General features: G+C 61.4%; 23 protein-coding genes. 4 read left to right on the forward strand and 19 right to left on the reverse strand.

Annotated features, from left to right (window positions below):
* Positions 1–34: 34 nt before the first annotated feature.
* From APH42_RS16995 to sdhC, 5 genes are all read right to left on the reverse strand, one after another.
* Positions 35–2,866, reverse strand: a complete 2,832-nt coding sequence (locus tag APH42_RS16995; RefSeq protein WP_012273353.1) for a 2-oxoglutarate dehydrogenase E1 component — start codon at positions 2,864–2,866, stop codon at positions 35–37.
* 246 nt (positions 2,867–3,112) lie between these two features.
* Complete coding sequence (locus APH42_RS17000; RefSeq protein WP_003254212.1) at positions 3,113–3,817, reverse strand: succinate dehydrogenase iron-sulfur subunit; 705 nt, start codon at positions 3,815–3,817, stop codon at positions 3,113–3,115.
* Between the two features lie 11 nt (positions 3,818–3,828).
* A complete protein-coding gene (sdhA, locus tag APH42_RS17005) occupies positions 3,829–5,601 on the reverse strand; it encodes a succinate dehydrogenase flavoprotein subunit (protein WP_012273354.1) in 1,773 nt (590 codons plus the stop codon).
* A gap of 3 nt (positions 5,602–5,604) precedes the next feature.
* Entirely contained in the window at positions 5,605–5,973 is a 369-nt protein-coding gene (sdhD, locus tag APH42_RS17010; protein WP_003254214.1) for a succinate dehydrogenase, hydrophobic membrane anchor protein, read from the reverse strand.
* Positions 5,967–6,353: a succinate dehydrogenase, cytochrome b556 subunit gene (gene sdhC / locus APH42_RS17015; RefSeq protein WP_008091902.1), complete on the reverse strand. Its 387-nt coding sequence runs from the start codon at positions 6,351–6,353 to the stop codon at positions 5,967–5,969. The genes sdhD and sdhC overlap by 7 nt, the downstream gene beginning before the upstream one ends.
* Positions 6,354–6,705: 352 nt before the next feature.
* Between sdhC and gltA the strand changes: the two genes are divergently transcribed.
* Complete coding sequence (gltA, locus tag APH42_RS17020) at positions 6,706–7,995, forward strand: citrate synthase (RefSeq protein WP_003254218.1); 1,290 nt, start codon at positions 6,706–6,708, stop codon at positions 7,993–7,995.
* 75 nt (positions 7,996–8,070) lie between these two features.
* On the opposite strand, the gene APH42_RS17025 is transcribed toward gltA, so the two are convergent.
* From APH42_RS17025 to APH42_RS17065, 9 genes are all read right to left on the reverse strand, one after another.
* Positions 8,071–8,676, reverse strand: coding sequence for an START domain-containing protein (locus APH42_RS17025; RefSeq protein ID WP_041166550.1), 606 nt, complete (start codon positions 8,674–8,676; stop codon positions 8,071–8,073).
* A gap of 33 nt (positions 8,677–8,709) precedes the next feature.
* On the reverse strand, positions 8,710–8,964 hold the full coding sequence (locus APH42_RS17030; protein WP_012273356.1) for a YkgJ family cysteine cluster protein: 255 nt from the start codon (positions 8,962–8,964) through the stop codon (positions 8,710–8,712).
* A gap of 128 nt (positions 8,965–9,092) precedes the next feature.
* Positions 9,093–9,575, reverse strand: coding sequence for a hypothetical protein (locus APH42_RS17035; RefSeq protein ID WP_012273357.1), 483 nt, complete (start codon positions 9,573–9,575; stop codon positions 9,093–9,095).
* 64 nt (positions 9,576–9,639) lie between these two features.
* Positions 9,640–11,082, reverse strand: a complete 1,443-nt coding sequence (locus tag APH42_RS17040) for a PLP-dependent aminotransferase family protein (protein ID WP_012273358.1) — start codon at positions 11,080–11,082, stop codon at positions 9,640–9,642.
* A gap of 173 nt (positions 11,083–11,255) precedes the next feature.
* The gene (locus tag APH42_RS17045; RefSeq protein WP_012273359.1) at positions 11,256–12,068 is read right to left on the reverse strand and encodes an OmpA family protein; all 813 of its coding nucleotides are present in this window, start codon (positions 12,066–12,068) and stop codon (positions 11,256–11,258) included.
* A complete protein-coding gene (locus tag APH42_RS17050; RefSeq protein ID WP_012273360.1) occupies positions 12,065–12,418 on the reverse strand; it encodes a DUF4398 domain-containing protein in 354 nt (117 codons plus the stop codon). Before APH42_RS17050 ends, APH42_RS17045 begins: the two co-directional genes overlap by 4 nt.
* A 9-nt stretch (positions 12,419–12,427) precedes the next feature.
* On the reverse strand, positions 12,428–13,249 hold the full coding sequence (locus APH42_RS17055) for an ABC transporter substrate-binding protein (protein ID WP_060493837.1): 822 nt from the start codon (positions 13,247–13,249) through the stop codon (positions 12,428–12,430).
* Positions 13,250–13,325: 76 nt separating this feature from the next.
* Positions 13,326–14,255, reverse strand: coding sequence for an electron transfer flavoprotein subunit alpha/FixB family protein (locus APH42_RS17060; RefSeq protein ID WP_060493838.1), 930 nt, complete (start codon positions 14,253–14,255; stop codon positions 13,326–13,328).
* Positions 14,256–15,005, reverse strand: a complete 750-nt coding sequence (locus tag APH42_RS17065) for an electron transfer flavoprotein subunit beta/FixA family protein (protein ID WP_012273363.1) — start codon at positions 15,003–15,005, stop codon at positions 14,256–14,258.
* 532 nt (positions 15,006–15,537) lie between these two features.
* On the opposite strand from APH42_RS17065, the gene APH42_RS17070 reads away from it, so the two are divergent.
* Positions 15,538–17,220, forward strand: a complete 1,683-nt coding sequence (locus APH42_RS17070) for an electron transfer flavoprotein-ubiquinone oxidoreductase (protein WP_071984592.1) — start codon at positions 15,538–15,540, stop codon at positions 17,218–17,220.
* A gap of 70 nt (positions 17,221–17,290) precedes the next feature.
* Here APH42_RS17070 and APH42_RS17075 read toward each other — a convergent pair whose 3' ends face one another.
* From APH42_RS17075 to APH42_RS17095, 5 genes are all read right to left on the reverse strand, one after another.
* On the reverse strand, positions 17,291–17,692 hold the full coding sequence (locus APH42_RS17075; RefSeq protein ID WP_012273365.1) for a type II TA system antitoxin MqsA family protein: 402 nt from the start codon (positions 17,690–17,692) through the stop codon (positions 17,291–17,293).
* A gap of 2 nt (positions 17,693–17,694) precedes the next feature.
* Positions 17,695–17,991: a type II toxin-antitoxin system MqsR family toxin gene (locus APH42_RS17080; RefSeq protein WP_060493839.1), complete on the reverse strand. Its 297-nt coding sequence runs from the start codon at positions 17,989–17,991 to the stop codon at positions 17,695–17,697.
* 93 nt (positions 17,992–18,084) lie between these two features.
* Positions 18,085–19,410 (reverse strand): MFS transporter, encoded by a 1,326-nt coding sequence (locus APH42_RS17085; RefSeq protein ID WP_060493840.1) that lies wholly within the window; start codon positions 19,408–19,410, stop codon positions 18,085–18,087.
* Between the two features lie 72 nt (positions 19,411–19,482).
* Positions 19,483–19,962 (reverse strand): response regulator, encoded by a 480-nt coding sequence (locus APH42_RS17090; RefSeq protein WP_012273368.1) that lies wholly within the window; start codon positions 19,960–19,962, stop codon positions 19,483–19,485.
* 169 nt (positions 19,963–20,131) lie between these two features.
* On the reverse strand, positions 20,132–20,608 hold the full coding sequence (locus APH42_RS17095) for a sigma-70 family RNA polymerase sigma factor (protein WP_012273369.1): 477 nt from the start codon (positions 20,606–20,608) through the stop codon (positions 20,132–20,134).
* A 237-nt stretch (positions 20,609–20,845) separates the two neighbouring features.
* Here APH42_RS17095 and APH42_RS17100 point away from each other — a divergent pair, with 237 nt between their 5' ends.
* Positions 20,846–22,018: an efflux RND transporter periplasmic adaptor subunit gene (locus tag APH42_RS17100; protein ID WP_041166759.1), complete on the forward strand. Its 1,173-nt coding sequence runs from the start codon at positions 20,846–20,848 to the stop codon at positions 22,016–22,018.
* Positions 22,019–23,180: ATP-binding cassette domain-containing protein (locus APH42_RS17105; protein ID WP_156352810.1), on the forward strand; the 1,162-nt coding region annotated here is incomplete at its 3' end. It abuts the gene before it with no gap.

Raw genomic sequence — 23,180 nt, forward strand, 5'->3', positions numbered from 1 at the left:
TTTCCTTAAATTCGGTTTCAGGTGCGCGAAGGCGTTAGACAGTGAAGGCGTCTTGCAGCAGTTTTTCCTGCTGTTCGGCGTGCTTCGAAGCGTAACCACAGGCTGGCGCGGCAGAAGCGTCGCGACCGGCGTACTCCAGGACCAATGCCTTGTTGTGGCGGCCCAGGATACGGCGCATGTGATGCTGACTGCTGTACCAGGCGCCCTGGTTCATCGGCTCTTCCTGGCACCATACGGCGTGCTTGAGGTTGCTGTATTGCGCCAGGATTTCGACCAGGTCGTCCTCCGGGAACGGGTACAGCTGCTCGAGACGCAGGATGGCGATGTCTTCACGGCCTTCGGCACGGCGTTTTTCCAGCAGGTCGTAGTAGACCTTGCCGCTGCACAGCACCAGGCGCTCGACCTTGGCCGGATCGATTGCGTCGATTTCCGGGATCACGGTCTGGAACGAGCCTTCTGCCAGGTCTTCCAGCGTCGAGATGGCCAGTTTGTGGCGCAGCAGCGACTTCGGCGTCAGGACCACCAGCGGCTTGCGCAGCGGACGGATGACCTGGCGACGCAGCAGGTGGTAGATCTGTGCTGGGGTGGTCGGTACGCAGACCTGGATGTTGTGCTCGGCGCACAGCTGCAGGTAACGCTCCAGACGCGCGGAGGAGTGCTCCGGGCCCTGCCCTTCATAACCGTGTGGCAGCAGCATGGTCAGACCGCACAGGCGGCCCCACTTGTGCTCACCGCTGGTGATGAACTGGTCGATCACCACTTGTGCACCGTTGGCGAAGTCGCCGAACTGGGCTTCCCAGATCACCAACGCGTTCGGCGTGGTGGTGGAATAGCCGTATTCGAACGCCAGTACCGCTTCCTCGGACAGGAACGAATCGTACAGGTCGAAACGTGGCTGGCCTGGGAACAGGTTCTGCAGCGGAATGTAGGTGCTGGCGTCCTTCTGGTTGTGCAGCACCGCGTGACGGTGCGAGAAGGTGCCACGGCCGATGTCCTGGCCGGTCATGCGGATCGGGTGACCTTCGAACTGCAGGGTGGCGTAGGCCATGGTCTCTGCATAACCCCAGTTGATCGGCAAGCCACCGGCCTGCATCTTCTGACGGTCTTCGTAGATCTTCGATACCTGACGCTGGACCACGAAACCTTCTGGCAGCTCGAGCAGCTTGGCCGACAGGTCCTGCAGGGTCTTGAGGTCGAAGCGGGTGTCGTGACGCGCGGTCCAGGCATGGCCCAGGTAAGGACGCCAGTCGACGAACAGCTCGCGGTTCGGTTCCTTGACCAGGCTCTTCACTACATGCAGGCCATTGTCCAGGGCGTTGCGGTACTCGTCGATCTTGGCCTGAGCACGCTCGGCATCGATGCGACCGGCCTGGATCAGCGCTTCTGCATACAACTCGCGAGTGGTGCGCTGCTTGCTGATCTGCTGGTACATCAGCGGCTGGGTGCCGTTCGGCTCGTCAGCCTCGTTGTGGCCGCGACGACGGTAGCAGACCAGGTCGATGACCACGTCACGCTTGAACTGCATGCGGTAGTCGATGGCCAGCTGGGTGACGAACAGCACCGCTTCCGGGTCATCGCCGTTCACGTGCAGGATCGGCGCCTGGATCATCTTGGCAACGTCGGTGGCGTACTCGGTGGAGCGCGCGTCCAGCGGGTTGCTGATGGTGAAGCCAACCTGGTTGTTGATCACGATGTGCACGGTACCGCCGGTCTTGAAACCGCGGGTCTGCGACATCTGGAAGGTTTCCATGACCACGCCCTGGCCGGCGAATGCTGCGTCGCCGTGGATCGAGATCGGCAGCACCTTGTCGCCAACGGTGTCGTTGCGGCGATCCTGACGGGCGCGCACCGAACCTTCGACCACAGGCGAAACGATTTCCAGGTGGGACGGGTTGAACGCCATGGCCAGGTGAACTTCGCCACCGGTGGTCATCACGTTCGAGGAGAAGCCCTGGTGATACTTCACGTCACCGGAGCCCAGCTCGTTCATCTTCTTGCCTTCGAACTCGTCGAACAGCTCGCGCGGGTTCTTGCCGAAGGTGTTCACCAGGACGTTCAGGCGGCCACGGTGAGCCATGCCGATCACGACTTCCTTGGTCCCGTAGGAGCCGGAACGCTGGATCATTTCATCCAGCATCGGGATCAGGCTCTCGCCACCTTCAAGGCCGAAGCGCTTGGTGCCCGGGTACTTGGTGCCCAGGTATTTTTCCAGGCCCTCACCGGCGGTCACGCGCTCGAGCAGGTGGGCCTGCACGTCAGCGGAAAACTCCGGACGGCCGCGCACGCTTTCCAGGCGCTGCTGGAACCAGCTGCGCTGCTCGGAATCGACGATGTGGGTGAATTCGGCGCCAATGGTGCGACAATATGTCTTCTGGAGTGCATCGAAGATGTCGCGTAGGCTCGCCTCCTCTTTGCCGATGAACAGGTCGCCGGCACGGAAGGTCGTATCAAGATCGGCATTGGTCAAGCCGTAGTGATTGATCGACAGGTCTACGGGCGCAGGGCGCTGCCACAACCCCAACGGGTCGAGCTTGGCAGCCTGATGGCCGCGCATACGATAGGCCTGGATCAGTCGCAGAACTTCAACCTGCTTCTTCTCGTGTTCACTGCTCACGCTCCCGGCGGAAACCGGTTGGGCGCGGCGCTGGTTCTTTGCCAGCAGTACGAAATGGTCGCGGATTGTCGAGTGCGATACATCGGTAGCGGTGCTGCCGTCGGCTGGCAACTTCTGGAAGTAAGTGCGCCACTCTTCTGGCACAGCGTTAGGGTCGTGCAGGTAGAGTTCGTAGAGCTCTTCCACATATGCAGCGTTACCACCTGAAAGGTGGGCGCTATCCCACATGCGCTGCATCACGCTTTCTTGCATGCTTGGTCACCCTCGATTAGGGGACTGATCGGCGAGAGCCACAGCAAACCTGGAAAAGTCCGAAAACAGCGACTGAACCACGCCACTTGGATCCTGCTGATTTTCCGGGTACCAGCCCGGAAAGCCCCTGCTGGTCTCATATCTTCATAGGTAATGAACGCGGGCTTTGTGGGCCCTTGTTCGGGTTTTACCTCAGTGCGGGCTCACCACCCGCACCTCGGCTTACTGCAGGTACAACACTTTGTATCAGGTGCCGCTTTGCAGCAGCATGTTACGTACGTGACCGATTGCCTTGGTCGGGTTCAGACCTTTCGGGCAAACGTTTACGCAGTTCATGATCCCGCGGCAGCGGAATACGCTGAACGGGTCATCCAGGGACGCCAGGCGCTCCTGAGTCTTGGTATCGCGGCTGTCGGCCAGGAAACGGTAGGCCTGCAGCAGTGCAGCCGGGCCCAGGAACTTGTCCGGGTTCCACCAGAACGACGGGCAGGAAGTCGAGCAGCACGCGCACAGGATGCACTCGTACAGGCCGTCCAGCTTGTCACGATCTTCCGGCGACTGCAGGCGCTCGATGGCCGGTGCCGGGGTATCGTTCTGCAGGAATGGCTTCACCTTCTCATACTGCTTGTAGAAGATGCTCATATCGACCACCAGGTCACGAATGACCGGCAGGCCTGGCAGCGGGCGCAGAACCAGCTTGCCGCCCTTCACCACCGCCGACAGCGGGGTGATGCAGGCCAGGCCGTTCTTGCCGTTCATGTTCATGCCATCGGAACCGCAAACGCCTTCACGGCAGGAGCGACGGTACGAGAAACCTTCGTCCTTTTCCTTGATCAGTGCCAATACGTCCAGCACCATCAGGTCCTTGCCGCCGGTATCGACGTCGAACGACTCCATTTTTGGTGCCGAGTCGGTGTCCGGGTTGTAACGATAAACTTCGACTTTCAACATAGCAGCCACCCTTAGTAAGTCCGGACTTTTGGTTCGAAGGCTGGAACAGTCTTCGGCGCAAAGTTGACGCCGCGCTTGGCAACGCGCTTCTCACCCGGGTAGTACAGGGTGTGGCACAGCCAGTTTTCGTCGTCACGGTCTTCGAAGTCTTCACGGGCGTGAGCGCCGCGGGACTCTTTACGGGCTTCGGCCGCGATGGCGGTAGCTTCGGCAACTTCCAGCAGGTTCTGCAGCTCCAGCGCTTCGATACGCGCGGTGTTGAAGGCCTGGGACTTGTCATTGATCTTGACGTTGGCGATACGGTCACGCAGACCCGCCAGCTGCTCGATACCCTTCTGCATGTATTCGCCAGTACGGAATACACCGAAGTAGTTCTGCATGCAGCTTTGCAGCTCGCGCTTCAGGCTGGCAACGTCTTCGCCAGTGGTGCGCTCGTTGAGCTTGTTCAGGCGGTTGAGGGCAACATCGATGTCGGTGTCGCTGGCGTCCAGATGCTCGATGCCGTCGCTCAGCGCCTTCTCCAGGTGCAGGCCGGCAGCACGGCCGAACACCACCAGGTCGAGCAGCGAGTTGCCGCCCAGGCGGTTGGCACCGTGAACCGATACGCACGCCACTTCACCAACAGCGAACAGGCCAGGGATGATGTGATCCTTGCCTTCTTCGTCCATGGTGATGGCCTGGCCATGAATGTTGGTGGCAACGCCGCCCATCATGTAGTGGCAGGTTGGAACGACCGGAACCGGTGCGACGACAGGGTCGACGTGAGCGAAGGTTTTGGACAGTTCGCAGATACCTGGCAGGCGGCTGTGCAGCACTTCCTCGCCCAGGTGGTCCAGCTTCAGCAGTACGTGGTCCTTGTTCGGGCCCACGCCGTTGCCGGCGATGATTTCCTTGACCATGGAACGGGCAACCACGTCGCGGCCGGCCAGGTCTTTCGCGTTCGGCGCGTAACGCTCCATGAAGCGCTCGCCGTGGGCGTTGATCAGGTAGCCACCTTCACCGCGGCAACCCTCGGTGACCAGAACACCGGCGCCGGCGATGCCGGTTGGGTGGAACTGCCACATTTCGATGTCCTGCACCGGTACGCCTGCACGCAGGGCCATGCCGATACCGTCACCGGTGTTGATCAGGGCGTTGGTGGTGGAAGCGTAGATACGGCCCGCACCGCCAGTGGCCAGAACGGTGGCCTTGGACTTGATGTACATGGTTTCGCCGGTTTCGATGCAGATCGCGATCACACCGACGAAGGCGCCTTCCTGGTTTTTCACCAGGTCAACGGCATAGTACTCATTGAGGAACGTGGTACCGGCTTTCAGGTTGCCCTGGTACAGGGTGTGCAGCAGCGCGTGACCGGTACGGTCGGAAGCGGCACAGGTACGAGCAGCCTGGCCACCCTTACCGTAATCCTTGGACTGGCCACCGAACGGACGCTGGTAGATACGGCCGGTTTCGGTACGCGAGAACGGCAAGCCCATGTGGTCCAGCTCGAAGACCGCGGCCGGGCCTTCTTGACACATGTATTCGATTGCGTCCTGGTCACCGATGTAGTCGGAACCCTTGACGGTATCGTACATGTGCCAGCGCCAGTCGTCGTTCGGGTCGGCCGAAGCGATGGCGCAGGTGATGCCGCCCTGGGCGGATACAGTGTGCGAACGGGTCGGGAAGACCTTGGTGACTACGGCAGTCTTGTGGCCGCCTTGAGCCAGTTGCAGCGCTGCGCGCATGCCGGCGCCGCCGCCACCGATGATGATGGCGTCGAAGGAAATGGTTGGAATGCTAGCCATGGATCAGATACCCCAGAGAATCTGCACACCCCAGACGAAGTAAGCGAACATCGCAACGCCGCATACCGCCTGGAACAGGAAACGAATCGCAGTTGCCGACTTGCCGAACGACATAGGCGTCAGGTAGTCGGTTGCAATGGTCCACATGCCGACCCAGGCGTGAGCGCCCAGGGCAACGAGGGCCAGCAGACTGAAGATCCGCATCGCGTTGTTGGAGAACAGACCATGCCACTGGGTGTAGTCGATGCCTGGGTGGGCGACCACGTAGCCGATCAGGAAGAGGAAGTAAGCCGCGAGAACGACCGCAGAAACGCGCTGCGCCATCCAGTCATAGAGGCCCGAACGCGACAGGTTCGTGACATTGGTTACCATACCCAAACTCCCACCAGAACGATCAGCACCACGGAGATGACGATCACGATTTTCGAGCCCAGCTTGCCGCCTTCCAGCGTCTCACCGATGCCCATGTCCATGATCAGGTGACGAACACCTGCCACGAGGTGATAAAGCAGGGCGGACAGCAGGCCCCAGGTCACGAACTTGGCCAGCGGGCTGGTCAGACACGCCTTCACCTCGCCGAAGCCTTCCTCGGAACCCAGCGACTTGCCCAGTGCATAAAGCATGATGGCAAGGCCGATGAACAGGATGACGCCGGAGATACGGTGCAGGATGGACGTGTACGCAGTGACGGGGAGCTTGATGGTCCTTAGGTCTAGGTTTACAGGTCGTTGGCTTTTCACGGCTTTTTTCACACTGAAGAGCCCCTAGCGAATCAGGGCAAAGTTGTTGGTAAGTGTACTGGTCAGGTACCCACCACCCAGGGAACGGCGACCCCCAGCAGTTCGGGCTTGCAAGCCCCTGGCGGTCGGGTGCCGAGTATAGACAGTTAGGCTGCTTATGACAACGTGACGGGGTAGCCCAAATAGCGCATTGCCTTTAGCCAACAAAAGGCGTAAATGGGCGAGAATTTCGGGAAAAATCAGGCTTGAATGCCTGATTCAACAAGCCTTTAGGCAAATTGACATCTGAATTTATCCCTCTATAGTGGTGCGGGCCCTGCGTGGGGGGTCTGTCTGATGATTTCAAGCATTAATAGGAGGCCACATGGCTGACAAAAAAGCGCAGTTGGTCATCGAGGGCGCTGCCCCCGTCGAGCTGCCCATTTTAACCGGCACCGTTGGTCCAGATGTAATCGACGTCCGCGGGTTAGGGGCCACTGGTCACTTCACCTTCGACCCTGGTTTCATGGCGACCGCCTCGTGCGAGTCGAAGATCACCTACATTGACGGCGACAAAGGGATCCTGCTGCACCGCGGCTACCCGATCGAGCAACTCGCCGAACAGTCCGACTACCTCGAAACCTGCTACCTGCTGCTCAACGGCGAACTGCCGAATGCCGAGCAGAAGGCCCAGTTCGTCAGCACCGTCAAGAACCACACCATGGTTCACGAGCAGCTGAAGTCCTTCTTCAACGGCTTCCGTCGCGACGCTCACCCGATGGCGGTGATGTGCGGCGTGGTCGGCGCCCTGTCGGCGTTCTATCACGACTCCCTGGACATCAATAACCCGCAGCACCGCGAAATCTCCGCAGTGCGCCTGGTCGCCAAGATGCCGACCCTGGCCGCGATGGTTTACAAGTACTCCATGGGCCAGCCGATGATGTACCCGCGCAACGACCTGTCGTACGCGGAAAACTTCCTGCACATGATGTTCAACACCCCGTGCGAGATCAAACCGATCAGCCCGGTGCTGGCCAAGGCAATGGACCGGATCTTCATCCTCCACGCCGACCACGAGCAGAACGCCTCTACCTCCACCGTCCGCCTGGCCGGCTCGTCGGGCGCCAACCCGTTCGCCTGTATCGCCGCCGGCATTGCCGCACTGTGGGGCCCGGCCCACGGCGGTGCGAACGAAGCCGTACTGACCATGCTCGATGAAATCGGCGATGTCTCGAACATCGACAAGTTCATCGCCAAGGCCAAGGACAAGAACGACCCATTCAAGCTGATGGGCTTCGGTCACCGCGTGTACAAAAACCGCGACCCGCGCGCCACCGTGATGAAGCAGACCTGCGACGAAGTCCTGCGCGAGCTGGGCATCAAGAACGACCCGCAGCTGGAACTGGCCATGCGCCTGGAAGAGATCGCCCTGACCGATCCTTACTTCATCGAGCGCTCGCTGTACCCGAACGTCGACTTCTACTCGGGGATCATCCTCAAGGCAATCGGCATTCCGACCAGCATGTTCACCGTGATCTTCGCCCTGGCACGTACCGTGGGCTGGATCTCGCACTGGAAAGAAATGCTCTCCAGCCCGTACAAGATCGGCCGCCCGCGCCAGCTGTACACCGGCGAGCAGAAACGCGACATCGTTGCACTGAAGGACCGCAAGTAAGCTTAATGGCTGAACGCAAAAAGGCTGCCCTCGGGCAGCCTTTTTTGTAGCATTGTGGGAGCGCCGCGTTAGGCCTCAGTTCTTCTCAGCCCGCTCACGCAACCCTTTCAGGGTATTGAATGGCGCGTCGACCACGAACTTATTGGCCACCATCGCCGGCACACTACCACCGGGCTCGGTGTGCACCTGGTAGGTCACTTCCGTGCTGTCACCCTTGGGCACCAGCTTCCAGAAGCCCTCGACCTTCGCCACCCGCACGAAGCCCTTCTCTTCCGGGACATAGGTCGGCTCTTCGACCAGGTTACGGGTCAGGCTGCCATCAGCGCCCTTGACCGTGGTGACATGCAGCACGGAATCGCGCGGCGTCACTGGCCACGGCGTATTGAACTGGGTGTAGGTCCAGCTTTGATCGCCTTCATGCTTGAGCAGTTTCTGCGACTTGCACTCATGAATCCACGCGCAGGCACCGACCACGTCTTCCTGCAACGCCTGCACCTTGGCCAAAGGCGCCTTGATCAGGGTAACCCCCTGATAAGCCTTGTACTTGGAGCCGGCCACTTCACTGAGGGAAACCTTGATCCCCTCCTCGTCCTTGGCCACTTGCCAATTCTCGGCCCAGGCCGCAGGTGACAGCAGAACACCCACACCACACAGCAGTGCAATACGCTTGAACGATCTCATCATGTTTATCCTTGTTGTCGAAGATCCAGCCTGTCACGCCGCCGTCATCTGCTCCCACCAACCAAGAATCCTGATTGCCTCGTCGCGATCGCTACCACACACCTCGACATCTGCCTTGAAACCACCACACACCGCCGGCCGCTCAGGCATGCCAAACAGGTCGCAGAGGTTAGCCTCAGTCAGGTGCAGGCAGCGCTCACCGGCCGGCTTGCCATTGGGCATGCGCGGCATCGCAGAAGTGATGGACGGGGCGATACAGCAGGCACCACAGCCCTCACGGCAATTCATGGCTATTCACCAAAATCAGGACTCCCTGGGACAAAACGGGACGAACGTCCCTGGATAGTAACCGCTCAAACAGGCGTTTGAAATTGCTGGCACGATGAAATCTGCCGTGACCCAGCAGTCAGTTCCACCTATTGGCGATACTCGAAATCGATGGCCGCACCTTCTACATCATGGCGGCTGTCATTGCGCAGTTGCAGTTGCATTTCGTTGTTGATCAGCCGGCCATTAAGCTGGAACGGGCTGTCGCTGGTCTCGGGCTTTTCAGTGAACATGGGCGGCAGCAAAGGTTTGCGTCGCTGGATGGGCGAAGGTGTACCCACATTCGGCTCAAGGCTGTTGACCATATCGACCGGCAGGCTGAGGTCCAGCTTTGCCTTGGGCAGTGGCTTGCCAACCGCTTTGCTGACCGGCTTGTGTGCAGGCTTGGCCTTTTTGGTATCGGCGCGTTTTGCCGCCTGCTTCTGCGCAGGCTTGGCTGCCGCTTTTTTTGGCACCTGCTTGCCTTGGGCCGCCTGCGCCTGACTTGCCGGCTGCGCAGCCAAGGCTGGGCTGCCCAGGTAGCAGAGCGGTGCAAGGCACAAGATCAGAGCAAAATGGCGTAAAGCATTCATGGCAAATGGACAGGCTGGCAGGAAAGGTGCGTATGCTCCCTGTTCCAAAGACGACTGGCAAGCCTTACAAAAGTGTGAGCGCAGGCTCCCTGCACAACTGCTGTGCCAGCAAACCAAGCGTAATCACAGCGCGCTCGGCCTCTTTGTTCCACGGAATGCCGCAATTGAGGCGGATACAGTGGTTGAACTGCTCTGTGTTACTGAATATTAACCCCGGCGCAATGCTGATACCTTGCTCCAGCGCGCGCACATGCAGCTCCTGGGTATTGACCCGCCCCGGCAGGCTCACCCAGAGAATGAAGCCACCCGTCGGCCGGGTCATCTGGGTGCCCTCAGGGAAGTGCTGTTGCACCGCCAACTGATAGGCACTGAGGTTCTTGCGATACTCCTGGCGTATGTAGCGCAGGTGCCGGTCGTAGCCGCCATTTTCCAGGTAGGCTGCCACCCCCATCTGCGTCACGCTGCACGCCGAGTGCGTGGTGAAGGTCTGCAGGCGCTGAATCTCGTCCTGATAACGCCCAGCGATCATCCAGCCCACGCGCACACCGGGGGACAAGGTTTTGGAGAAGCTCGAACAGTAGATCACGCGGTCCAGCCGGTCGAACGCCTTCAGCGCCTTGGTCTTGCCCTGCTCGAACATCAGCTCGCCATAGATATCGTCTTCGATGATCTGGATATCGAAGTCCGAGGCCAGGCGCAGCAATTGCTTTTGCCGTTCTTCCGGGACCGTGCCGCCCAGCGGATTACTCAGGCGCGCCGTCAGTACCAGGGCCTTGATCGACCACTGATTGGCCGCCAGTTGCAAGGCCTCGAGGCTGATGCCAGTGGACGGATCGCTGGGGATTTCGATCACTTTCAGGCCCAGCAGGTCAGCCAACTGCAGCAAGCCGTAATAGGTAGGCGATTCGGCGGCGATCAGGTCTCCCGGGCGGGTCAGCACCCGCAGCGACATCTGCAGGGCATCGACACACCCATGGGTCACGATCACTTCACGCGGGTCGACCAGCACGCCGGCATCGCGCATGCGAATGGCGATCTGCCGGCGCAGCGGCTCGAAACCAGGGCTGAACATGTAGCTGAAGGCGCGAGGGCTATGGAAGCGCGTCACCTTGGCAATTTGCTGATGCAGGGCGCGCACGGGCAAGTAGTCGACATGCGGTACGGCGGCGCCGAACGGGAACACACCATCGCGGCGCGCCTCGGTCAGCACCTGCTGAATGATGCTGGCGCGCGTGACCAGGCCGGGGCGCTCCACCCGGGCAATGTCCGGGGTTTGCGCGGTCAAGGCCGGGGTCTGATGCACATAGTAGCCAGACTGCGGTCGCGCGCGGATAAGCCCCTGATCCTCGAGGTTGGCATAGGCCTGCAGCACCGTGGCATGGCTGACATTGAGCTGGGCGCTCATCTTGCGCACGGAGGGCACCCGCTCGCCTGGCTGGTAGACACCGCGACGGATGTCATCGGCCAGTTGCTGGGCGATACGCTGGTACAGCAGCAGGTTGGTCATGGCGACAGGCTCGTTGTTCTTGTACGGGGCACTGACGGTAGAGGATACTGTAACAGTTGCAAAGTGTACTGGGACAGATTGCAACATAGTCGACAATACAACAGCGTGATAGCTAGCGAAACGATCAGGCCGACAAAAAGCGGGGCCGCAAGGCGACCCCTTTTTGGCAAGACTCAGCGCGCTGGCGCGAGCTTGCCCTTGTCGTCAGAAAACACGATCTCGACTCGGCGGTTCTGCGCCCTGCCCCGCTCCGAAGCATTGGCCTCGATCGGGTACTGGTCGCCATAGCCCTCCACCTGCAGGCGCTTCTCGTCGATGCCCAGGTCCACCAGCATGTCGGCCACCGATTGCGCCCGGTCGCGCGACAGCTTCAGGTTGTCCTCGGCAAGGCCAGTGCTGTCGGTATAGCCCTCGATACGCACCACGCGGCGCGGGTTGAGTTGCAGGAACTGCACCAGCTTGAGCACAGTTCGGCTGGCTGAGTTCTTCAGGTCGGCACTGCCGGTATCGAACAGCACGTCACCCAGGGTCATCACCAAGCCACGGTCGGTCTGCTCCGACGCCAACGCGGCAATCTGCGACTCGACCCACTTGCCCTGCTGCTGCACGCTGGCCAGCTTGGCCTCGCGCAAAGCCAGCTGCAGGCGCTGGCGCTCCAGGTCGAGCTTGGCCTGGCGCTCCTGGTTCAACGCCAGCTTGGCGTGCTCGCTGGCAATTTCGCTGTAGCGCTGGCTGAGATAAGCGTAATGGCGCACATCGGAACCGGTGCCGATGTAGCTGGACAAGCGCTCGGCGCGCGCCAGCGACTCGCCGGCACGGATCACGTCGCGCGGCGCACTGCGCAGCACATCGGAATCATCCTTGACCTTCTGGAAGGCAGCGCCGGCCTCATCCAGCGCGGCACTACTGCGCTGACTGGCGCAACCCTGCAAACCTGCCGCCAGCACCAGCATCGCCAGCGCAGCCAAAGGCGTACGACGCATCATGGCTGCACCTCCAGTTGCTTGCGCAGGCGCTTGACCCGCGACTGCAGCAGTTGCAGTTGCTCTTCGCTCTTCTGGTTCAGCACCTGGGCTTCGGCCAGGCGCGCATCCAGCTCGGCCTGCTCGGCGCGCATGCGCGCATCGCGGTAGTCTTCTGTAAGCATGTTGGCCTTGGCACGGGCCAGCTTGTCTTCAGCCAGTTTCAGCGTTTCGACCTGCTCGGTGGCGCCAACGGCTTTGGCCTGTTCCAGTGCCTGTTCGGAAATGCGCATCTGCTCGTCAGGGGCCGGATCATTGGCGCAGCCAGCCAGGCCGAGCACGGCCAGGGCAAGGATTAGTGGTTGGGTTCTCACGCAATCTTCCTAGTGTTTGGGGGCGTCCGCCGGCACCTGCAACTGCGCTTTCCAGCGCTCGACATTACGTTGCAGCACAGCCTCGGACGCACCGGAGATCGGCAATTCTGTCAGTTTTTTTGCCAATTGCCCACGCAACCAGCTGTCATTGCACGCCGAGTTGTGCGATAGCGCCAGGTACAGACCGGGCCGATCCACCGGCAGGCCGCGGGCGATCAGGTCATTGTTCATACCCAGGCTCTGGACCATGGCCATGCCGGAATAGCGGCCAGCCAGCACATAGTCCACCTGGCCGAGCACCAGTTTCTGGAACGCCTGGGTCAGGTTCTGTGCCGGCACCAGCTTGAGCTGGGCCTTGGCGAATGCCGTGAAGGCGGGGGTCAGGCGCGCACGCTCGGACAAACTGCCCTGATACCTGGCCAGGTCGGCAGGGCCATCGAAGGTCAGTTGCGCATCATGACGGGTCCACACCAGGTACTCGTTGAGCTGCAACGGCGGATGAATGTAGTCCAGCGCAGTCAGTTGCTCCACCTGCAGGGGGGTGTCGAGCAACAGGTCCATGCGCCCGCTGCGCACCTCTTCCAGCGCCTGCTCACGGCGACCGGCATTCAACACCTCGACCTTCACGCCGAGTTCGCCAGCCACCTGGCGCAGCAGGTCGACGTTGGCACCTATCAAGTGTTTCGGGTCTTTCGGGTCTTGCCACGAATAGGGTGGCGCATCGGGACTGCCGGTTGCCACCAGGCGCTCGCACTTGCCTGCAGCCATGGCCAGTGGCGACACCAACACCGCCAAGCATGCCAGCACCCTGCCCGTTCCGCGCAACGTCATCCCTCACTCCTTCAACCCATAAAAAAACCCGACCCTCAAAGCGAGGGCCGGGTTCTTTATAAGTGAAGCAGGCGGATCAGACCAGCTTTTCCAGCTCTGGAACCGCTTCGAACAGGTCGGCAACCAGGCCGTAGTCAGCCACCTGGAAGATCGGCGCTTCTTCGTCCTTGTTGATCGCAACGATCACTTTGGAGTCCTTCATGCCGGCCAGGTGCTGGATCGCACCCGAGATACCGACAGCGATGTACAACTGAGGCGCAACGATCTTGCCGGTCTGGCCGACCTGCATGTCGTTTGGTACGAAGCCTGCGTCGACCGCGGCGCGCGAGGCACCGACAGCAGCGCCGAGCTTGTCGGCCAGGCTGTACAGGTGCTTGAAGTTGTCACCGTTGCCCATGCCACGGCCGCCGGAAACGACGATTTTGGCAGCGGTCAGCTCTGGGCGGTCGGACTTGGCCAGCTCTTCACCCACGAAGGCCGAAATGCCAGCGTTGTGCGCAGCGCCAACAGCCTCGACGGCAGCCGAACCACCTTCGGCGGCCACGGGGTCGAAGCCGGTGGTACGTACGGTGATGACCTTGATGGCCGCGCTCGACTGCACGGTGGCAATGGCGTTACCGGCATAGATCGGGCGCTTGAAGGTGTCGGCGGACTCGACCGAGATGATCTCGGAGATCTGGTCCACGTCCAGCAGCGCGGCAACGCGTGGCAGGATGTTCTTGCCATTGGTGGTGGCCGGAGCCAGCACGTGGCTGTAACCCTTGGCCAGCTCGACGATCAGCGGCGCGACGTTTTCCGGCAGCACGTGGGCGTAGGCGGCATTGTCTGCAACCAGCACCTTGGCCACACCCGCGATCTTGGCAGCGGATTCGGCAACACCACCGACGTTTGTGCCAGCGACCAGCACGTGCACATCACCACCGATCTTGGCGGCTGCGGCAACAGTGTTCAGGGTGGACGGGGCTACGGCACCGTTCTCGTATTCAGCGACAACCAGGATAGTCATTTAGATTACCTTCGCTTCGTTCTTCAGCTTCTCGACCAGTTCGGCCACCGATTTAACCTTGATGCCAGCGCTGCGAGCAGCCGGGGCTTCAACCTTCACGGTTTTGTTGGTGGAGGCGAGGGATACGCCCAGCGCGTCTGGAGTAACGGTTTCCAGCGGCTTCTTCTTGGCCTTCATGATGTTCGGCAGCGACGCGTAGCGTGGCTCGTTCAGGCGCAAGTCGGTGGTGACGATCGCTGGCAGGTTCAGCGCAACGGTCTGCAGGCCGCCATCGATTTCACGGGTGACGTTCAGCTTGTCGCCAGCCAGTTCGACCTTGGAGGCGAAGGTGCCCTGAGCGTAGCCGGTCAGCGCGGCCAGCATCTGGCCGGTCTGGTTGTTGTCGCTGTCGATGGCCTGTTTGCCAAGGATCACCAGCTGCGGCTGCTCTTTGTCGACAACGGCTTTCAGGGCCTTGGCCACGGCCAGGGAGTTCAGCTCATCAGCGGCCTCGACCAGGATGGCACGGTCGGCACCCAGGGCCAGGGCGGTACGCAGTTGCTCCTGGGCAGTGGTCGGGCCGACGGAAACGACGACGATCTCGGTCGCAACGCCTTTTTCCTTCAGGCGCACGGCTTCTTCCACGGCGATTTCGCAGAAGGGGTTCATGGACATCTTGACGTTAGCAAGGTCGACGCCGGAGTTGTCCGCTTTGACGCGAACCTTGACGTTGTAGTCGACCACTCGTTTGACAGCTACAAGAACCTTCATGGATTCCTCGTTACTCTCCGGTGAATAGATAGTCGCCTGGGGCTGAGCCCGGCGATGCGCGTGGGTACAAGGGCACCTCTAAAGACGTGTCGGGAGGCAGTAACTTCACCGTGACCGAACAGTCTTGTTCGGACCATTGCGACAAATACTCACGGGTCATTTTCTGTCGTGGCGTGTAAACTCCACTACAAACCGGCCTAAGCCCGCAAAACCCTGCTCCACACCTGGTCTTTAGAGGTGTACCTGCGCCCGGCTGCAAGCCTACGGCGAACGTAAAACCGCTCGTATCTTGACCGCAACACCCAATCCGGTCAATACGGCAAATCGGTCACCCTCCAGCCGCGTACCTGTGATTTTACTGGCCTGCGGCAAATTCAAACAAACGTTTGTATTGGACCCGCCAAGTGGTGTAGATATAATGCGCGGCCAAGACAAAACGGTGTAGTCCGTCATTTGCGCAGCTACAGTTTCGCTCCCGTGATGAGCCACTGCGCGCAAGCACCCATAAGACCAAGCAACAGCACGAGCCTTGATGAGTAGGAGAGAACCAGTGGAACGCGAATACATGGAATTCGACGTGGTCATCGTCGGCGCCGGCCCGGCAGGCCTGTCCGCCGCCTGCCGCCTGAAGCAGAAGGCCGCCGAAGCTGGTAGCGAGATCAGCGTCTGCGTGGTGGAAAAAGGCTCTGAAGTCGGCGCCCACATCCTCTCCGGCGCGGTGTTCGAACCGCGCGCCCTGAACGAACTGTTCCCCGACTGGAAGGAACTCGGCGCGCCACTGAACACCGAGGTCAAGCGCGACGACATCTATGTGCTCAAGGATGCCGGCAGCGCGACCAAAGTGCCCGACCTGTTCGTGCCCAAGACCATGCACAACCATGGCAACTACATCATCTCGCTGGGTAACCTGTGCCGCTGGCTGGCCCAGCAGGCCGAGAACCTGGGCGTTGAAGTCTACCCAGGCTTCGCCGCCCAGGAAGCACTGTTCGATGAAAACGGCGTGGTGCGCGGTATCGTCACCGGTGACATGGGTGTGGACCGTGAAGGCCACCCGAAAGACGGTATGTATACCCCGGGAATGGAGCTGCGTGGCAAATACACCCTGTTTGCCGAAGGTTGCCGTGGCCATATCGGCAAGCAACTGATCAAGCGCTTCAACCTGGACAACGAGTCCGATGTGCAGCACTACGGCATCGGCCTGAAGGAAATCTGGGAAATCGACCCGGCCAAGCACGAACAGGGCCTGGTTGTGCACACCGCCGGCTGGCCGCTGGATGTGGTGGCCAAGGACAACACCGGTGGCTCGTTCCTCTATCACCTGGAGAACAACCAGGTGGTAGTCGGTTTGATCGTCGACCTGTCCTACGCCAACCCGTACCTGTCGCCATTCGACGAATTCCAGCGCCTGAAGCACCACCCGGTGATCAGCCAGTACCTCGAAGGTGGCAAGCGCATCAGCTACGGTGCTCGCGCCCTGGCCAAGGGCGGCATCAACTCGCTGCCGAAAATGGTCTTCAACGGTGGCGCACTTATCGGTTGCGACCTAGGCACCATGAACGTGGCCAAGATCAAAGGCAGCCACACCGCGATGAAGTCCGGCATGCTTGCCGCCGAAGCGGTAGCAGACGCTCTGATTGCCGGCAGCGAAGGCGGTGACCAGTTGAACAGCTACGTCAGTGCCTTCAAGGCCAGCTGGCTGTACGAAGAACTGTTCGCCAGTCGCAACTTCGGCCCGGCTATGCACAAGTTCGGCCCGCTTCTGGGGGCCGCGTTCAACTATGTCGACCAGAACTGGTTCGGCGGCAAGCTGCCGTTCACCCTGCACGACACCAAGCCGGACTACGCCTGCCTCAAGCTGGCCGCCGACTCGAAAAAGATCGACTACCCGAAACCGGACGGCAAGCTCAGCTTCGACAAACTCAGCTCGGTATTCCTTTCCAGCACCAACCACGAAGAGGAACAACCCTGCCACCTGAAGCTGACCGACCCAAGCATTCCGATCGCCAGCAACCTGCCGCTGTACGACGAGCCGGCCCAACGCTACTGCCCGGCTGGCGTGTACGAAGTGGTCACCCAGGAAGACGGCAACAAGCGCTTCCAGATCAACGCGCAGAACTGCGTGCACTGCAAGACCTGCGACATCAAGGACCCGGCCCAGAACATCACTTGGGTCACCCCTGAAGGCGCCGGCGGGCCGAACTACCCGAATATGTAAGGCCCCTGCCCTTGCGCTGACAAAAAGCCCCCGCTCTCTCGAACCGGGGGCTTTTTGTTGCCCGCCAACATCAGGCTGTACGTACTTCCTCGAAAAGCTCTGGGTGGCGATCCAGCAGTTTCAGCAGTTTCACCAGCGCCACGGGTGGCGTGGTCTTGCCGTTTTCATATCGAGAGAACGCATTGACCCCTCCACCGAAGATTTCCCCCGCTTCACGCTGGTCCAGATCAAACTTCTTGCGCACGGAAACAATAAAATCAGGGTCGACATCCTTAGCATTGACTTGGCGGCTGAAAGCAGACATCAGATCGCTGACGCGCATAGCCTCATCGTAGCCAAGTACTGCCTCACCACAGGCAGAGCAGTAATCGCCCGCGACACCAGGGATCACTGTCGACACCCCCTTGTAGCGGTAGGGCATGTCCTGAGTGTCTGGCGCGAGCTCCGCACCGCCGCAAATTGGGCATCTCATGTTTACAACTCCTTGAAAGACACGATGAGAACGTCATCAACCACAGACAGCTTCAGGCACACGTAGCCTTTCGCCGTAAACGGCCTGTAGACATCTTGCCAAACGCGATGATTGACATAACAAGACATGCTTTTGTAGAAGTCCCTGCGCTCCAGGCCCGCGATAACCTGAAGCATGTCCGCAAACTCCACCCCTAACGCCTGAGCGCCTCGTAATGAGGCCGTTGTAGGGTTGACGCGGCCAGCGCTCAGCAATGCCCTGATCCGCTCCAGCGGACAATGAGGCGTTCTCTTTTCCATGAGAAATTAACCTTCCAGGTTAAATTGGCTAATAGGTTATTCCAATAACCCCCGCCCAGAAGGATGCCTCAATGCCCCATGGCCGCTATCGGCTCATTTGTCACCACACATGATCGGCATCGGCTCCGCCGCAAACGCCAAGGGCTCACGGCGCCCGAAATACAAGGCCGTCAGCAGCCCCACCGCGCCCATGACCAGACAAAACCCGACACACACCCACGGGCTCCACGGCATCAGCGCAATCAGTGCCAGCGGCGTGGTGCTGGCCCAAAGCGCATAGGCCACGTTGTAAGTGAAGGAAATGCCCGACACACGGATCTCGGCCGGGAACAGTCCGACCATCACCGACGGCACCACCCCGACTACACCACAGCTCAACCCCGCCAGCGCATAGGCCAGCCAGGTCAAACCCCACTGCCCCACCAGGCTGGCATACAACGCGCCAATCCCCAGCGGCAGCAACAGGCTGTAGAGCATCAGCGCACGCCAGGCGCCCACACGGTCGACCAGCAGCCCAGCCAGCACGCAGCCGATGTTGAGGAAGACGATGCCCACACTGCTCAAGGCAAAGGTGTGCCCGGCACTCATGCCGAAACGCTGCTGCATCACCGTCGGCGTGATCACTACCAGCACCACAACCGCCGAGGTCAGCACACAGGTCAGCAGCGCGGCCGGGATCAACGCCTGGCGGTGCTCGCTCAGCACCCGCCGCAGCGGGAACTTCACCGGCTGCTCCTGACGCGCGCGCAGGGCAAGGAACACCGGCGTTTCGCTGAGCCAGCGGCGCAGCCATACGCCGATCACGCCAAATACCCCACCCAGCAGGAACGGGTAACGCCAGGCGTAATCGAGGATTTCCTGCGGGGTGAACAGCTGCGCCAGCAGGGTCGCGGTCAGCGCCCCCAACAGGTAGCCGAAGGTCAGCCCGGCCTGCAGGAAGCCAAGGGCATAGCCGCGCCGCCCGGCGGGTGCATGCTCGGCGACGAAGGTCCAGGCACTCGGCACCTCGCCCCCCACCGCCGCGCCCTGCAGAATACGCAGGGCCAGCAGGATCAGCGGCGCGGCATAACCGATGTCGGCGTAGGTGGGCATCACCCCGATCAGCAGGCACGGCAGGGCCATCATCAGGATACTCAGGCTGAAGACCCGCTTGCGCCCCAGATGATCGGCGAAGTGTGCCATCAGGATGCCGCCCAGCGGCCGCGCCAGGTAGCCGGTGACGAAGATGCCAAAGCTTTGCAACAGCCGCAGCCATTCGGGCATCTCGGGCGGGAAAAACAGCTGGCTGAGGGTCAGCGCGAAGAACACGAAAATGATGAAGTCGTAGATTTCCAGCGCGCCGCCCAGCGCCGCCAGGCCCAGGGTCCGATGGTCGCCGCGGCTGAACCGGGGCGGGCGAGCGGTATCGATGGCAGTCATGGCAGGTTCCGCAAATCGGCAAAGGGCAAGAGCATAACAAATAGCCGCCCTGTTGCCCCGACCGCGATGCCGCTAGCGGTTGAACACCGTCTGCGCGAAGTTGGCCCTCGGCCGTGGCCGCAGGGTGTTTGCCTGCAGGGTGCCCGGTAGCGGCAACTTGCCGACCAGCAGCGGTGCGTCGATGATCGCCATGAACGACTCCAGCGCCTCGTTATCGGGCACCTGTGGCAGGCTCAGGCTCACAGCCTGGCGCTCGGTCTGCGGCACCGCAGGCACTTTCAACTGGCTGGAGTGGTAAAGCAGGGCGTGCTGGATCTGAGTACTGACGCGGCAGAAACGTGCCAGGTCAACCCCGGCATGGCTGGCCAACTCGATGTTGCCCAGCAGCAGGTGAAAGGGCTGCAAGGCGCACTGCACCAGCCGCTGCAGCTCCTCGAAGCTGTCCACGGGGGCGATTCGGTAGTAGCCCAGGCCATTGAGCAGCCGCTCCAGCTGCAAGCGCTGACAGGGGTGCGCGTCGGCGATGAGAATGCGCAGGGTCTTGTTTGCCATGATCGGACCTGGGCAGTGGGGTAATGGGTGCATTCCATGACCAAACTGCGCCAATTACGGCTACTGACAGGGCCACGCCCGGCAGCGGTCTTAACTGAATAGAAGTCGGGAAAGCCGCATAAATCAAGTGATTGACTGACGGAATTTTCATTTTCCTTTAACCCGGCAATCACGATTCCCACTCTCGCATGCGCAGCCGGCAGTGCTTCATGGCATTGACGATGTGCTTTTCCACCAGGCTACGGGATATGCCCAGGTGCTCGGCAATCTGCTGGTGCGACAGGCCTTCGAGCTTGCGCAGCAGAAAGCAGTCGCGGCAGATCTTGCTCAGTTCATCCAGCGCGCGCTGCATCAGCGCCAGGCGCTGGTCCAGCTGCATGTCGTGGGCCGGCGCCGGGCTGTGCCAACGTTCGTCGCTGTCCAGCACCTCCAGCGGCTCGGCCTGGCGCACCAGGTGGCGCCGGTGGCGGTCGACCACCAGGTTGAGCGCGGTGCGGTAGAGAAAGGCGCGTGGGTGCTCGATGCGCTCGGCGTCAGTGCGCTCCAGCACCCGCAGGTAAGCATCGTGTGCCACGTCCTCGGCGGCCTGGCGACTGCCCAGGCGCGCGGAGAGGAAACCCACCAGTTCGCGATAGTAATGTTCCACGACGTTACCTGAGAGGTCCTGCCAGCTTTTGCCAGAAAGCCCTTTCAGGCAGCAACGCGGGACCGAGTGATGTCAACGTGCGATCTTACAAATTATAATTATTCTCAGCAACAAGGGCTGCAAGACGCACGTTCACTCACCCTCGCTAAATCCCCCTCTAGCGCTTTCGTCTATCTGGCACCCGGTATGCGCCTGACCCTGGCTACGCATACCCACACCCCTTGGCTGGATGTCTGCATGAGACCTTTAACCAACACCCGTCGCCGTGTGCTGCTCACTGGCCTGGGCCTGCTCGGCCTCGGCAGCCTGCTGGCCTGGAAGGCGCTGCCCTATGGCGCGCAGCCGCTGAGCACCGTCGCCGTAACCCGCGCCGACATCGAAAGCAGCGTGACCGCGCTGGGCACCTTGCAACCGCGACGTTACGTGGACGTTGGCGCCCAGGCCTCCGGGCAGATCCACAAGCTGCACGTTGAAGTCGGCGACAGTGTGCGCAAAGGCCAGTTGCTGGTCGAGATCGACCCTTCCACCCAGCAGGCGCGGCTGGATGCCGGGCGCTTCTCGATCGACAACCTCAAGGCCCAGCTGGCCGAACAACGCGCGCAGTACCTGTTGGCCCAGCAGCAGCTCAAGCGCCAGCGCGACCTGGCCGCCGCCGGCGCCACCCGAGACGAAGACGTGCAAACCGCCGCCGCGCAGTTGAAAGTCACCCAGGCGCGCATCGACATGTTCCTGGCGCAGATCCGCCAGGCCCAGGCCAGCCTGCGCAGCGACGAAGCCGAGTTAGGCTACACGCGCATCTACGCGCCCATGGACGGCACGGTGGTGGCAGTGGATGCCCGCGAGGGGCAAACCCTCAACGCCCAGCAGCAAACCCCATTGATCCTGCGCATCGCCAAGCTTTCGCCAATGACCGTATGGGCCCAGGTGTCAGAGGCCGACATCGGCAAGGTCAAACCGGGCATGACCGCCTATTTCACCACCCTGGCCGGCGGCAAACGCCGCTGGACCAGCACCGTGCGGCAAGTGCTGCCAATCCCGCCCAAGCCCCTGGAGCAGGCCAGCCAGGGCGGCGGCAGCCCGGCCAGCGTCAGCAATGGCAGCGCCGGCAGCCAGGTGGTGCAGTACAGCGTGCTGCTGGATGTCGACAACCCGGACGGCGCGCTGATGGCCGAGATGACCACGCAAGTGTTCTTCGTTGCAGGCACCGCCAGCCAGGTGCTGACCGTGCCGCTGGCCGCGCTGGATGACGGCGACGGCCTGCGCCTGGCGCGTGTGCTGACCGGCGACGGCAAGGTGGAACAGCGCCAGGTGCGCACCGGGCTCAGCGACCGTTTGCGGGTACAGGTGCTGGACGGCCTGAGCGAAGGCGAGCGCCTGGTCATCGGCGCCCCCGCCGTGAGTGGAGGCTGAATGAGCACGCCTCTGATCGAGCTGATCGACATCCGCAAGTCCTACGGCGGTGTCGATACCCCCAAGGTCGACATCCTGCATGGCATCAGCCTCAGCATCCACCCCGGCGAGTTCGTCGCCATCGTCGGCGCCTCCGGCTCGGGCAAGTCGACCTTGATGAACATTCTCGGCTGCCTCGACCGTCCCAGCGCTGGCAGCTACCGTTTCGCCGGCAAGGACGTGGCCGACCTGGACAGCGACGAACTGGCCTGGTTACGCCGCGAAGCGTTTGGCTTCGTGTTCCAGGGTTATCACTTGATCCCGTCGGGCTCGGCTCAGGAAAACGTCGAAATGCCTGCCATCTATGCCGGCATTGACGCCCGCGAGCGCCACGCTCGCGCCAGCGCCCTGCTAGGCCGCCTGGGCCTGGCCAGCCGCACCGGCAACCGCCCGCACCAATTGTCCGGCGGCCAGCAGCAACGGGTGTCGATTGCCCGCGCGCTGATGAACGGCGGCCATATCATCCTCGCCGACGAACCCACCGGCGCACTGGACAGCCACAGCGGCACCGAGGTGATGGCCTTGCTCGACGAGCTGGCCAGCCAGGGCCACGTGATCATCCTGATTACCCATGACCGCGAAGTGGCGGCGCGGGCGCAGCGGGTGATCGAAATTCGCGACGGTTTGATCATCAGTGACTCGGCCAGCGAACAGCCTGCGATCGACAGCGGCCAAGGCCTGCAAGCCGAGCAGTTGCGCCAGCGCCTGGACCGCGGCGCCACCTTGCGCGGGGCGTGGAAAGGCGAATTGCTCGAAGCCCTGCAGGCCGCCTGGCGGGTGATGTGGGTCAACCGCTTCCGCACTGCCCTGACCCTGCTGGGTATCGTCATCGGCGTGGCCTCGGTGGTGGTGATGCTGGCCGTGGGCGAAGGCAGCAAGCGCCAGGTCATGGCGCAGATGGCCGCCTTCGGCTCGAACATCCTCTACCTCAATGGCAAGCCGGCAACGCTGGGTGAGCCCGCCGGCACCATCACGCTCGACGATGTAGCGGCCATCGGCCAACTGCCGCAGGTCAAGCATGTAATGCCAGTGATCGGCGACAAACTGATGGTGCGCCATGGCAACAACAGCCAGAAGTTCTATGTGGGCGGCAACAACACCTATTTCCCGGAGATCTTCAACT

It is taken from the genome of Pseudomonas sp. NBRC 111140, from assembly GCF_001320885.1.
Taxonomy (GTDB): Bacteria; Pseudomonadota; Gammaproteobacteria; order Pseudomonadales; family Pseudomonadaceae; genus Aquipseudomonas; species Aquipseudomonas putida_P.

Bases quoted from the DNA above. Each gene is read 5' to 3' on its own strand.
- APH42_RS16995 (WP_012273353.1), bottom strand. From the start codon at position 2,866: ATGCAAGAAAGCGTGATGCAGCGCATGTGGGATAGCGCCCACCTTTCA.
- APH42_RS17000 (WP_003254212.1), bottom strand. From the start codon at position 3,817: ATGTTGAAAGTCGAAGTTTATCGTTACAACCCGGACACCGACTCGGCA.
- sdhA (WP_012273354.1), bottom strand. From the start codon at position 5,601: ATGGCTAGCATTCCAACCATTTCCTTCGACGCCATCATCATCGGTGGC.
- sdhD (WP_003254214.1), bottom strand. From the start codon at position 5,973: ATGGTAACCAATGTCACGAACCTGTCGCGTTCGGGCCTCTATGACTGG.
- gltA (WP_003254218.1), top strand. From the start codon at position 6,706: ATGGCTGACAAAAAAGCGCAGTTGGTCATCGAGGGCGCTGCCCCCGTC.
- APH42_RS17025 (WP_041166550.1), bottom strand. From the start codon at position 8,676: ATGAGATCGTTCAAGCGTATTGCACTGCTGTGTGGTGTGGGTGTTCTG.
- APH42_RS17030 (WP_012273356.1), bottom strand. From the start codon at position 8,964: ATGAATTGCCGTGAGGGCTGTGGTGCCTGCTGTATCGCCCCGTCCATC.
- APH42_RS17035 (WP_012273357.1), bottom strand. From the start codon at position 9,575: ATGAATGCTTTACGCCATTTTGCTCTGATCTTGTGCCTTGCACCGCTC.
- APH42_RS17040 (WP_012273358.1), bottom strand. From the start codon at position 11,082: ATGACCAACCTGCTGCTGTACCAGCGTATCGCCCAGCAACTGGCCGAT.
- APH42_RS17045 (WP_012273359.1), bottom strand. From the start codon at position 12,068: ATGATGCGTCGTACGCCTTTGGCTGCGCTGGCGATGCTGGTGCTGGCG.
- APH42_RS17055 (WP_060493837.1), bottom strand. From the start codon at position 13,249: ATGACGTTGCGCGGAACGGGCAGGGTGCTGGCATGCTTGGCGGTGTTG.
- APH42_RS17060 (WP_060493838.1), bottom strand. From the start codon at position 14,255: ATGACTATCCTGGTTGTCGCTGAATACGAGAACGGTGCCGTAGCCCCG.
- APH42_RS17065 (WP_012273363.1), bottom strand. From the start codon at position 15,005: ATGAAGGTTCTTGTAGCTGTCAAACGAGTGGTCGACTACAACGTCAAG.
- APH42_RS17070 (WP_071984592.1), top strand. From the start codon at position 15,538: ATGAGTAGGAGAGAACCAGTGGAACGCGAATACATGGAATTCGACGTG.
- APH42_RS17075 (WP_012273365.1), bottom strand. From the start codon at position 17,692: ATGAGATGCCCAATTTGCGGCGGTGCGGAGCTCGCGCCAGACACTCAG.
- APH42_RS17080 (WP_060493839.1), bottom strand. From the start codon at position 17,991: ATGGAAAAGAGAACGCCTCATTGTCCGCTGGAGCGGATCAGGGCATTG.
- APH42_RS17085 (WP_060493840.1), bottom strand. From the start codon at position 19,410: ATGACTGCCATCGATACCGCTCGCCCGCCCCGGTTCAGCCGCGGCGAC.
- APH42_RS17090 (WP_012273368.1), bottom strand. From the start codon at position 19,962: ATGGCAAACAAGACCCTGCGCATTCTCATCGCCGACGCGCACCCCTGT.
- APH42_RS17100 (WP_041166759.1), top strand. From the start codon at position 20,846: ATGAGACCTTTAACCAACACCCGTCGCCGTGTGCTGCTCACTGGCCTG.